At 34.2% G+C, this 12098-nt stretch carries 11 protein-coding genes; 3 read left to right on the top strand and 8 right to left on the bottom strand.

The features are described 5' to 3' along the window. Positions 1–143 precede the first annotated feature (143 nt). Positions 144–1703 carry a glycoside hydrolase family 10-like protein gene (locus ACX9TM_RS12430; RefSeq protein WP_065212743.1) on the top strand — a complete coding sequence of 520 codons (1560 nt, stop codon included), beginning with the start codon at positions 144–146 and terminating at the stop codon, positions 1701–1703. A gap of 40 nt (positions 1704–1743) precedes the next feature. Here ACX9TM_RS12430 and ACX9TM_RS12425 read toward each other — a convergent pair whose 3' ends face one another. The 4 genes from ACX9TM_RS12425 to ACX9TM_RS12410 form a co-directional block, all read right to left on the bottom strand. Then, positions 1744–2895 (bottom strand): DUF6688 domain-containing protein, encoded by a 1152-nt coding sequence (locus tag ACX9TM_RS12425; protein ID WP_000895914.1) that lies wholly within the window; start codon positions 2893–2895, stop codon positions 1744–1746. 167 nt (positions 2896–3062) lie between these two features. Next, positions 3063–3896 carry a DUF3974 domain-containing protein gene (locus ACX9TM_RS12420; RefSeq protein WP_000008371.1) on the bottom strand — a complete coding sequence of 278 codons (834 nt, stop codon included), beginning with the start codon at positions 3894–3896 and terminating at the stop codon, positions 3063–3065. Positions 3897–3920: 24 nt separating this feature from the next. Continuing rightward, entirely contained in the window at positions 3921–5033 is a 1113-nt protein-coding gene (locus ACX9TM_RS12415) for a toxic anion resistance protein (protein ID WP_000137407.1), read from the bottom strand. Between the two features lie 314 nt (positions 5034–5347). Further along, positions 5348–5941 carry an O-methyltransferase gene (locus tag ACX9TM_RS12410; RefSeq protein ID WP_002164547.1) on the bottom strand — a complete coding sequence of 198 codons (594 nt, stop codon included), beginning with the start codon at positions 5939–5941 and terminating at the stop codon, positions 5348–5350. A gap of 304 nt (positions 5942–6245) precedes the next feature. Here ACX9TM_RS12410 and ACX9TM_RS12405 point away from each other — a divergent pair, with 304 nt between their 5' ends. Then, positions 6246–6404, top strand: a complete 159-nt coding sequence (locus ACX9TM_RS12405) for a hypothetical protein (protein ID WP_001100984.1) — start codon at positions 6246–6248, stop codon at positions 6402–6404. Positions 6405–6436: 32 nt separating this feature from the next. On the opposite strand, the gene ACX9TM_RS12400 is transcribed toward ACX9TM_RS12405, so the two are convergent. The 3 genes from ACX9TM_RS12400 to ACX9TM_RS12390 all read right to left on the bottom strand — a co-directional run bounded on the left by ACX9TM_RS12400 (position 6437) and on the right by ACX9TM_RS12390 (position 8994). Further along, positions 6437–7306, bottom strand: a complete 870-nt coding sequence (locus ACX9TM_RS12400; RefSeq protein WP_000447162.1) for a sigma-70 family RNA polymerase sigma factor — start codon at positions 7304–7306, stop codon at positions 6437–6439. Beyond that, complete coding sequence (locus ACX9TM_RS12395) at positions 7284–8594, bottom strand: phytoene desaturase family protein (RefSeq protein WP_063219922.1); 1311 nt, start codon at positions 8592–8594, stop codon at positions 7284–7286. Before ACX9TM_RS12395 ends, ACX9TM_RS12400 begins: the two co-directional genes overlap by 23 nt. A gap of 94 nt (positions 8595–8688) precedes the next feature. Beyond that, on the bottom strand, positions 8689–8994 hold the full coding sequence (locus tag ACX9TM_RS12390) for a luciferase domain-containing protein (protein WP_063219921.1): 306 nt from the start codon (positions 8992–8994) through the stop codon (positions 8689–8691). Between the two features lie 229 nt (positions 8995–9223). Here ACX9TM_RS12390 and ACX9TM_RS12385 point away from each other — a divergent pair, with 229 nt between their 5' ends. Further along, positions 9224–9856: a cupin domain-containing protein gene (locus ACX9TM_RS12385; RefSeq protein WP_061457194.1), complete on the top strand. Its 633-nt coding sequence runs from the start codon at positions 9224–9226 to the stop codon at positions 9854–9856. A gap of 562 nt (positions 9857–10418) precedes the next feature. Here ACX9TM_RS12385 and ACX9TM_RS12380 read toward each other — a convergent pair. Next, positions 10419–11723 (bottom strand): exosporium glycoprotein BclB-related protein, encoded by a 1305-nt coding sequence (locus ACX9TM_RS12380; RefSeq protein ID WP_072770276.1) that lies wholly within the window; start codon positions 11721–11723, stop codon positions 10419–10421. Positions 11724–12098: the final 375 nt, after the last annotated feature.

Below are 12098 nucleotides of genomic sequence, written 5' to 3'. Positions count from 1 at the left end.
TGAATTTAGTTATAACGAAAGTAAATTTCATTAAAAATATTTTTCCTATTAAATTAATGTTTCAATATGCAATTTTCTCTATTGCAAAGTCAACCTCGCCTCATATATTATTTTAAATAATCATATGATAGGGAGGCGTATAAATGATCGTTAAACGTTTATTAATGATATGTTGTATCGTTATCTTGTTCATCCCTTTCTCTTTCATTCCCCCTCACTTTACTTATGCTGAAGTAAATACTACGTACAAAAAACATGAATTACGTGCTGTATGGATCGCATCAGTTCTGAATATTGATTGGCCCTCAAAAACTGGCTTACCTATTGAAAAACAGAAGCAAGAATTTATAAGATTATTAGACGATGTAAAAAGCACTGGTATGAATGCAGTTGTTGTACAAATTAAACCAACCGCTGATGCTTTCTATCCTTCAAATTACGGTCCTTGGTCTGAATACATTACAGGAACACAAGGAAAAGATCCTGGTTATGACCCGCTCGCATTTATGATTGAAGAAACTCATAAAAGAAATATAGAATTCCACGCTTGGATTAACCCATACCGAATAACGATGAATCACACCGATATAAATCGATTATCAAATAATCACCCTGCAAGGCAACATCCCGATTGGGTTGTCACTTATGGCGGAAAGTTATATTACAATCCCGGTATTCCGGAAGTGAAAAAATTTATAACAGAAGGCGCTTTAGAAATCGTACAAAATTACGATATTGATGCGCTGCATATGGATGATTATTTTTACCCATATAAAGTAGCCGGTGAAGAATTTCCAGATCAGAAAACGTACGAAACATATAATAATGGTAGATTTACAAATATAGAAGATTGGCGACGTAACAATGTAAATGAACTTGTAAAAGATTTAAATACTGCTATAAAACAAGAAAAATCATATGTAAAGTTTGGCATTAGTCCGTTCGGCGTATGGCGAAATATAGCTGACGATCCCACTGGCTCTAACACAACCGCAGGCCAAAGAAACTATGATGACCTTTATGCTGACACACGTGAGTGGATACAAAAAGGATATATTGACTACATTACACCGCAAATATATTGGAATATAGGTTTCACCCCAGCTGCATATGACATATTAGTAGATTGGTGGGTTAAAGAAACAAATAACAAACCGCTTCACCTATACATCGGTCAAGCGGCCTATAAAATTAATAATAACTCCGTCCCTGCTTGGTCTGATCCAGAAGAATATCCAAAACAAATTGCATTAAACCGGCTATATCCTGATATAAAAGGTAGTATGCATTTTAGCTTAAAAGATATTAATAACAATCCACTCGGAGTTAAAGATAGCCTTTCAAAAAACATATATAAACATCCTGCATTAATCCCGCCTATGCCTTGGCTTGATCATGATCCACCAAAACAACCGACTTTAAAAGGCGCCATTCCAAGAGATGAAGGTATTGCAATTGGTATCATTGACAATAGAGATAATGATTCTGCTTATTACGCTATTTACCGCGTGAATGGGAAAAATGAAGTGGATATACAAAATCCCAAAAATTTACTTACTACTGTAAGAAAAACAAAGCTTGGAGAAATTTATGTAGATAAAACCGCTATTTCCGGAGAAACGTATACCTATGTCGTAACTGCAGTTGATCGATTGCATAATGAAAGTGTGGCTTCTAGTAAATCTACTATTCAAGCAAAATAAAAGTAAGAGCCCCCATTTTTTTGAATGCGGGCTCTTACTTTTATTTTCGTAGTTCACTATATTGAATATGAATTCTATTCTCAGGGTTTTTATCTACTGTGTAAAGTACAAATAAGAAGAACCATTCTAGTGGCTTCATTAAAATATAAACAAAATCAGCCGACCATTTCGTATTAATATGTTTACTAATCGGATAACCGTATTTATCATAAAAATTACGAATAACTTTATGACATTTTGGTACCCGCTCCTCAATTACATTTTCAAAAGCGTTCGCAATTAATAACTGTCGATTAACTGTAATTCTTTCCCCATGCCTAATTCCTGCTCGTAATGGCTTAACGATGTTTTTATGGCCTTTCACAGAAACTGTACATAAATAATGCCCATCCCCGGAGACAATTTGAGGACTTGGGGCAGGAATCTTAGAATAATTAAAACTACTTGTTTCCATAAACACTCTTATAAAACTATCTGGTTTTTGGCCAAACAGTATTAAAATGAATTGAATAATTAACAAGACAGGAAATAAACTTATCATCCAGACTGTAGCCATTTTTTGATATCCAAAAGAAATACGATACAGCAATAATATAATTCTGTTGCTCTGCGTATAATCTTTCTCATTCTGAGATTGTATGAAATAATCTAATGTATTTCTTAATTTAGCTATGAATAATAGACTAAATGCAAGCATCCCAACTTGAATACAAAAGACTGGAATGTATCTCAATCCTCCGAGTTCCGTATAAAAGGCAAAGCCTGTATGGGTAATATAGATGAATGTATATACAATGTTTACTATCATTAAAGTACTATAAAAAATATAAAATATTGGTGAAAGTTTTGTTAGGCCTTTCGTTAATCTCCAATACGAAACCGCACCTAAAATAACTAAGAGAACTACTATAGCAATGTGGTCATGTGCTAAAGAAGCATATTGATCAGACATCATTCCGTTCTTTTCAAATTTATGTAATGGTATTCCTCCTCTTACATCATTTGCATTCCACATAATGCCTAAACCAAATATAAAATAACTCAAACATATTGATAATATTTCCTGTGGCTCGAACTTTAGTATACTTGAGGAATTTTCCTTCTTCGATTGGAAACTATCCCAAGCTTTACTAATGGGATAGCCCAGAAATAAAAATAAAATTACAAATAGGATGACTAACTCAAATAACACAATACCATACCCCTTTTATAATAATTATTTACACAAAGTACAAAAAACCACTCTATATTTTACCATTTATTTACGTTTGCATATACAATTTTACAAAAGATTAAACACTCTCAATTTACAAAAAAAACGCCTAAAAGCTGAAACATTCAACTTTTAGGCGATCTCTTCTATTTATTCTTAAATTTCTCAGTCGCTGCTCTCATCTTCACATTTAAATCGTGATCAATTGAGTCGCGAATATCTCGCTCTACTACTTCCATTTCTTTTTGGAAATTTTCCAAGTAGATTTTCAATTCTTCTTCCTTCTCTGGTCTTTGTGAAGGTGGTAATTGTACTACCAACGATAACATGGCCGTTAAATCTTTCATTAAGAACGTTTCAAGTTTATGTTGTTGTTCAAACATGCGTTGCTCTTGATAGTACGGAAGTGCATTTAATACTGAAATTGTAATATCATCAACCGTTCTTTGTAATGAAGGATTTATTGAGCGTTTATACGCTTGAATTGTATTTAATGCGTCTGGATAACGGTCATAAAAATACAATTTGTAAAATGATAAGTCTGTCGGTTTTACAGTTTGCTGCGCTTCTTGTCTTAAGAAATCTTTCACTTTCATCGCAGCCACATCAATATCTTCATTCGTAAGCTTTTTCGTAGTTTTTGCCATTACATGCACTTTTTTCTGCTTTTCTTTCGGTAACATCGAGAAGACTTGCTCTCTCGTACGTTGACCTGATGCACAAAATAGAGTATTTAATGTATTTTGTTCTTTCTTTCCTTCGGTGCGAATCCAGCGATAAAACAGTGGATGTTGTGTAAATTCTTGTAGAAACGGTATTGATTTGTTTGATATCTTATCTAAAGAATCTTGCGCTCTTTTATATGGCTTCGTCCATGAAAAATACAGTTTCCGCCCGAAGTATACGACTAAAACAACGACAGTAAATGCTATTAAAAGCAATGTACCGAGTAGTAATAGTACTGTTTGAATGAAACTCATTTGTTCACCTCCTCTAATAATCCGTTATTTCCTTGGACGCTGAATGAGTTTCTGCTTCATCTCATCATTAAATGTGTCTAGTTCAATAACGAACTTCTTGCTTGACTCAATAATACGTTCTGACGATTTTTCAGATGCTTCAATTGCAGCGAACACATTTTGGAATGATTCACGTAATTTATCCATGCTAATAGCAGGGTTTTCAAGCAATTTCGTCGTTTCTTCTGTATTTTGTTTTAACGCTTGAGAATTACTTAATACCATCGATTCAATTGCTTCATTCGTCGCATTTACGGCATCAATTGTTTTCCGTTGATTCGTTAATGCAAGCTGAATAGCAGCTGAAACTGTTACAACGTTTTGTGTCATCGTAATCGCATTACGTATTGCCTCTGTTAATTTTTCATTATTTTTCTTAATGATGTCTACAGAAGCTATAGATTGTAATAATACACTTTTCGCTTGCTGCATATTACGTGTACGTACAAGTATCTTTTCTAATGCATCGTTAATTAACGGAATATCCCTTTGACGCTCTGGATTTTGTTTCTCAGCTTCAAGCATGCCAGCAAGCTTTTTCCCTAAGTATACTTGTTTATCAAGCGCATGAATTTTATCGTGCGATTGTTCTTTTAACATTTCAAGACCAACTGTATCCTCTTGTAAGTTATCACGGCCAATTAGAAGGGATCTAATAATTTCCTCGATTTGTTTATCTATAGATTGATATTTATGCACGTATGTTTCAAGTGGATTTTTCTTGAATACTTTAAACATTATTTTCTTCATACCACTTGCTTTAAGTGAATTGGGATCAAGCTCTGATACCACTTTTCGTAATTCTAACAATGTATTTGGAATTTCTTCATTTTTCCCATTCATCATCGCTGTTACAGGGCGTTTTAAAGCTGATAACGTTTGTCCTGCTGCTTGTTGCTCTTTATCCCCTAAATCTCCTAGCTGAGATAATACTTTTGATAAATCTGTATTTTGCTCGCTATTTAACTTTTGTACATAAAGATCAGCTTCTTTATTTAGTTCCTCTAATTCTTCATCTTTTATAACTGTATCAACCACTACTTCTACATTATTATCTTTCACAATGGATACAGGTTCTTTTTTCTCGAGTTCAGTCAACAAAATCGCTCCTTTATTTATATGTGCGAATTTATATGCACTATATTTCATCAATTATATCGTATTTCATACACATTCTGATTGCTTGAAATCGATTTTTTTAGAAATGTCTGTTTATGCAGTCATTCCCTGTTTCTTACTATAAGTATACCTGTAATCAACATAATTTTCCTCAGACTTAAGACCTAGAGAACTACATGCTGAAGGCGGATTCTTCATATATTTCCTAAATAATTTACGTTCTTTTAATCGTGCTACACTCAATCTTTTGACATTCACCCGTTTTCAATGTGATAATTCTATTACACTCACTTCTATTTATTTTTGCGAGCTACAAATGCTCCCTTTTGAAACGCTAATAACACTGTTTCAAACGTATCATCTTCTTCAATCATTTTTATAAACTCATCTAATTCACTTGCATGAGAAGTTGCATTATCAACAACAAGAAAACCTTTTGGTTGTAACATACGTTTTATATGCTCAAACCACCACATGTATTGCGTGCGCTCTGAATCTAGGAAAATAAAATCAAATGAATGATCTAATTGGGAATCTAAAAATGCCCCTGCTTCTTGATTATGAATATCAATTCTTTGTAACAGGTTTGCCTTTTCAAAATTGATAAGTGCCTCTCCAACTCGTTCTGAAGAAAGCTCTACAGTTGTTACATTTCCATTTGTTTCTTCTACCGCATTAGCCAACCACAATGTAGAATAACCATTAGAAGTTCCAATTTCTAAGATATTTTTTGCATTACACCCTTTTACTAAAATTGATAAAAATTGCCCCATCTCACGAGAAACATTCCGTAATTTTTCTTCCCTTGTTTTTTTATTTCGATCATGCTCTTCTCCATATTGTTCAAGTTGTAATAATAATGAATCTACTGTATCCATTCTTTTCATCGCCTTTCCAAGCAATATGATGAAAAAGCTCTTGCTGCCCGTCTACTTTTTATTATATGCGAAACAAAAACCTTTTTCCTGTTATATGACAAAGATTTATAATTTTTTATAGCATATTGTTTCGTTTTTTGGTAAAGTTAATTTCTACGTGCAATTATTCCATTCATATTATTTCATATAAAAATTGCAGTTATTAAATTATATAAACCCCATTTAAATGAATCGGTATTTCAAATTCAATTAAGCGCCCTTTTCGGACGCATTTTCTTTGTTTATATATTTCCAGAAGAAAGGATGCTTACAAATGAACGTGATTAGCTTAGATGCTGCTCGAAAACGAAAGCAGCATAAAAAATTAATGATTACTATACCGATTATTACACGTATTTATGAAGAAGACGGGGAAATTAAATTTGAGGTAGCTGGCGAAAAAGATGTACCTCTTGAAATGTTAGAAAAATAATAAAAAACGCATTTCTGAAGAAATGCGCTTTTTTATATTTTTACATTCAAATGCATAAGTTTTTCAGGATTAACCATCATATAAATATTTGAAATCTTCTCATCCTCAAATGCAAACGAAAGAACATATGTTACTTTATTATTTATTGTAACTATAACTCCTGGTATACCATTTACCATTTTGAAATCAACAGTGTACTCTTCTGTCAATCGTTGTGCAATCCCAAAGAACAAACGTATAATTCGATCTGCAGAATAAATTGGATTGATCGCAGTCGTAACTTTACCGCCACCATCAGCTTTGAGTATAGCATCTGTTTTTAATACTTCCAACATACCTTCCGTATCCCCACACTGTAATGATGCTACAAACTTTTCAACATAAGAAGCCATTTTCTCCGTGCTTAATTTTGATTGCTTCGGTTTCTCCAACATGCTTTTTCGTGCACGTTGAAAGATCTTCCTGCAGTTCACACTACTCTTATCAACAATTGAAGCTATTTCTTCGTATTCATAACTGAAAACCTCTCTTAATATGAAAACAATCCTTTCTACCTCAGATAGTTGTTGTAAAAGTAATAAATATGCGGTGGAAAGGGATTCTTTCATTATAAATGACTTTGATGGCTCATCACTCTCTTCTACAAGTGGCTCTGGTAACCACATCCCTACATACACGTTACGTTTATGCGCTGCCGATCGTAATTTATCAATTGAACGATTTGTCGCCATCTTACATAAATATGCTTTCATATTTTCTATAGATTGTGGATCTTCTATATTATTTAGCGAGATAAATACATCCTGAACGATATCCTCAGCATCCATAACACTCCCAAGGATTCTGTATGATAACGAAAATAATAATGGTTGATACGCTTCATATAACTGCTCCGTTTCCATGATGAACTGCCCCACTTTCATATTGCTTTAAAATGTGTAACGCTGCACGTTTCCCGCTTGCTACCGCAGCATCAGCTAATATTTCATCATGCCCTGCCCAATCTCCTGCAACATAAACACCTGGCATTTCAGGTATATTAGGACCCGGCTTTTCAACACGGTCAATATGAGGAAAATCATGTACTACTGTTATTTTCGGTAAATATTGCTGTGCAACAACTTCTCTTTTCCAATTTGAGTGTAACAACTCCATCGTACTTTCCAACTGTTCTTTATCTTCATGAATATGATTCATCTCTAGCACAGGATTATGGTACTTAATTAGACTCACTGCAATTGATCCGTCTTCACTTAATTTAGCTGCTCTCGATTGATTTGTGAAAAATATAGGTTGATCTAATCCTAATACAAATTGATGTGTAGGATTGGGTAATTGTCTCAAGCCAATATCTAATGCACCAACAGTAACCGGTACCGATTGTTCACTCCATTTATGCAAACTTGTTCCTTCTGCACCTTTTATTATTTTACAAGCCTCTTTCGGCGGAGTCGTCACGATGACTGTACCTACTTCAAAAACCTCATCATCAACACAATGTATTCTTTGTTTACCTTCGGAATGCTCAATTTCCACAACATGCTTTTTAGCCAAAAACTGCACCCCGATATCATTTGCTATAGCTCTTAATTTTGTTATTATCGTCTCCCAACCACCATCTACATAAAGCACTCCTTCTTTTATAGAAAGCTGTATTTGCTTTAGTACAGATGATGCTAATTGTATTGTAGGAGCAAACGTATATGTTGTTGTCCGGCATAGCGCATAAAATATATTGCGAACCATTGGATCTTTTATTTCATTTTCTGCCCATGTAGTTAGACTCATTTTCGGAACTTCTCCTACATCTAAATTTCCTAAACGAATCATAAGACGTGAGAATTGTACTTTTGCAGACCAAGAAAGTAGTGGTGTTGATAAAATTGAGCGAAAATCTGTTGGGATGGTGAATATATCCCCTTTCCATATTCCATGTGCTTTTGTAGATGGTATTCCACCTGGAAGATTCAAACCGAGCTCATTAAAAGTTATAAACGCTGCCCCGCCTCTATATAAAGCATGTGCACCAAGATTCATGCAGATTCCATTTTTATTTATAGTCATCCCTCGGCCACCGAATTGACTGGATTTTTCTAATACAATCACTTTCTTTCCAGCTTTCGCTAAATATATAGATGCTGTTAATCCAGCAAGCCCACCGCCAACAATTGCTACATCAAATTTCTTCATAATAAAATCCCTCCTTAATCGTTCTACATACAAGACGAACAATTAAGGAGGGATGTGACATAAAAATAAATTTTTATTACCCTACTATATTTCATTACTTTTTAATTCGGTCATATTGCATACGAAATAACTCAATTGCAAATGGAATATCCTCTTCACTCTTTAAATAATAACTGATCCATCCTGATTCAGGTAATACGTGATGTGGTTTTACCAAGCCTTGCTTCACTAATTCATCTCGCTTTAACTTCGGAAATGGTAAATCAACTAATTTATCACCATGAAGATGGCCAAGTTCTTTCTTGCCATAATTTATTTCAATACCACCAAATCGATGCGGTTTTTCAGAAACACCCGCCCAGCTGAGTACTTCATTTCTAATCATTTCACTAAATGACATGAACATTCACTCCTTATAAATGATTGATGTAATTTTAAATTAACATTTTCATTACTTTTTTCCATCAATCCAAAGTATGAATGGGAATACGAATATAGTTTGGTCTTAACACCTTATTCTTTATGGAATAAGTGAATTTATTAAGCTACCGATAACAGCACAAAACAAAGACTAGACACATATCCTAATTTTGCAACCTAACTTACCTATAGAAAGGCGGGTAATACAATTGACTGCCAACATCGACTATACCTCCCCCTCAACCAATTTTACTTATGATGTAAATAAAAGTAATTTTTTTCGGAAAGATGCCCAAAATTATATAAATGTACTTGGTATTAAACAATTAAATACTTTAGAAAATACTTCTTTATTAGATATTTATTTAAGTACAGGAAATGTTGTAGAACCACATATTCATCAAAATGCAGCTGAACTAGTTTATTGTATTTCAGGGTCTGCTGTTGTTTCTTTACTTAATCCATTTACGAATCAAATATTAAACTTACCGATAAAACCCGGGCAAGTTGCCAACATTCCACAAGCGTGGTGGCATTATGAAATTGCTACAGCAGATAATACTCATTTATTAGCTATTTTCAACGCTCCAACTCCAGAAGTTATTTTCGGTTCTGACATTTTAAGATTAACTCCAGCTCATATGATGGCCCATACTTACTGCCTCAATGAACAACAATGGAAACAAGCGGTTTCCCCTATTCAATCAACTACTGTAATTGGTCCTCCGGCAAACTGCAATCAAAACCGTGAAACGAAAAATTATCCAACCCAGCCCCTCGCTCAACAACAGAATCCGCATCACCAAGATTCTTATTACTTTCCTCTTTACTGGGGCTATTAATTTGTGAATTTTCAAAAGAATCATCATTTATCTCCTAGGAAAATACCAAGGAGATTTTTTTATTGTATCTTCTCTTCCTATTAAAAATAGTAACAATTGATAGTGTACATACATATAATATTTATATATTAAATTGGAGGTGATAGTACTATGAGTAATTATAACTATCGAAAAAACTACTCTTATAATAAAAATAGTAGCTCTTCAGCATCCTCTCAATCTTCCAATTCTCAATCTTCCAATTCCCAATCGCAAAGAGACTTAGCCGAGCAAGGCTATGTAAAGAAAAAAGGATGTAACTGCAATAAAAATAAATAGTTTATTTTATGGATGAATTCTTTTTTTAAAGAATTCATCTTTTTTTCTGATCGAAAATTTTTAAAGTTACATAACTTATTCCTTAAATGAGAAAGGGTAAATTATACTTTTTTATACGAACTTAACAAAGAGTAATTGTTCAATTGATTTATTACTTATTTTCCAAAAAAATATAGTCCTTCCTAAATTTATTAGGAAGGACTATATACAAACCCCTGTTTAATTTCCTACTAAATGTAACAAATTAAACGATATTAATACCTGCACTTACAAATCCAGCAACTGCAGCTATTGGACTTGCTGCTGTTAATGAAACATATAACAGTATTTTGTCCCCAGCCGCTACTGGAATAGCTTCAGGTATGATTCCTGATGCTGTAGAACCAATTGCTATTAAAGCAAATGCTGGTGTTAATAATAGAGGTGCGCCTTGTACTGTAAACGTATTGCTTGCTGCAGGTGCAGTTAATATTTGTATTTGCACTTGAACAGGTGATAATGGAGCTAATGCAGCTGTTGCACTAAAGAAACCTGCCAATGACGTAATAACACCATCGCGCGGTGCTACAAATGCATAATCACCTACACCTAATGCCAATGTGATACTTGTTCCACCCGTTAATGCTATACCAGGCTGACTAAATCCAAATCCAAGAAGAGTTCCTGTATTAGCTACTAACGCATTTACTAATGCTGCTGGTGTTGTACCTGAAGCAAACGGAATAATAGCTCCGCCACCAGTTGCACCAGTTGCTCCTGTTAAGCCTGTTGCACCAGTTAAACCTGTTGCCCCTGTTGGACCTGTTGCTCCTGTTGGACCTGTTGCTCCTGTTGCTCCTGTTGGGCCTGTTGCTCCTGTTAAACCTGTTGCTCCTGTTAAGCCTGTTGCTCCTGTTGGGCCTGTTGCTCCTGCTCCTGTTGGACCTGTTGCTCCTGTTAAGCCTGTTGCTCCTGTTACTCCTGTTGCTCCTGTTGCTCCTGTTACTCCTGCTCCTGTTGGACCTGTTGCACCAGTTGCTCCTGTTGCACCAGTTGCTCCTGTTGCTCCTGTTGCTCCGCCTCCTGGACCTGTTGGACCTGTTGGACCTGTTGGGCCGCCTCCTGGAGTAGCACCAATTAATTGAGTTAATAAGTTTAATAAAAGTTGTAAGCTTGCAGGGTCAATAATTAAAGAGAAGAAGAATGGTGCAAGAGCACTGTAGAATTGTTGTAATAAAGAAAGTAATTGACTTAGATCTGGGTTAGGAGATTGTAGTAAATTAATAATACTTTGAATTAATTGTTTTAAGAAATTCCCTTCTGGAGAAGGTGCTAATTCATTTAGTAAGTTCAATAGTTGAGTAAACAAATTGAGTAAAGCTAATCTGTTTGCATCACTTGGATTTGCAAAAAACGCTGCAATAGCCGCTATTAAAGAGTTTAGTAAAGTAATTAATCTACCTAATTGCTCACTAGTAATTGGAACTGTTTGTGGATTGTTACAGCAATCTGGAGTGAAAACAATCGGATTATTGCAGTGGTTATGACCGAAACAATTATTGTTTGTCATTTATGTCCTCCTTACTTGTTTTATATTTGAGTTTTTCCTATTATAAGGATCATAAAGTTGTAAAAAATATGTTATATATTTACTTAAAATAGGAAACATGAAATATAATTAAACTTGAAAACGCTATTTAATTATGTTCATGACTCACATATTAATTATATGTTTTTAATAATTGACTGCTTAGATTAAATACCTAAACTTAAGAGTTTATTTTATTTTTCCACGTTTATCTCTTAGGTTTAAATACACATATTAATTTGAATATACTCAACAATTAACAGTGCCATTTTTTTCATATAAATATACCTTATTTCTTTACTAAGATTGTGTTCTCTTTTTTAAACATGAAGCCGTTTGTATTATAGAGAACTCTCA

This window comes from Bacillus sp. LH1, assembly GCF_057924895.1.
This window is presented reverse-complemented; position numbering and strand designations above follow the sequence as displayed.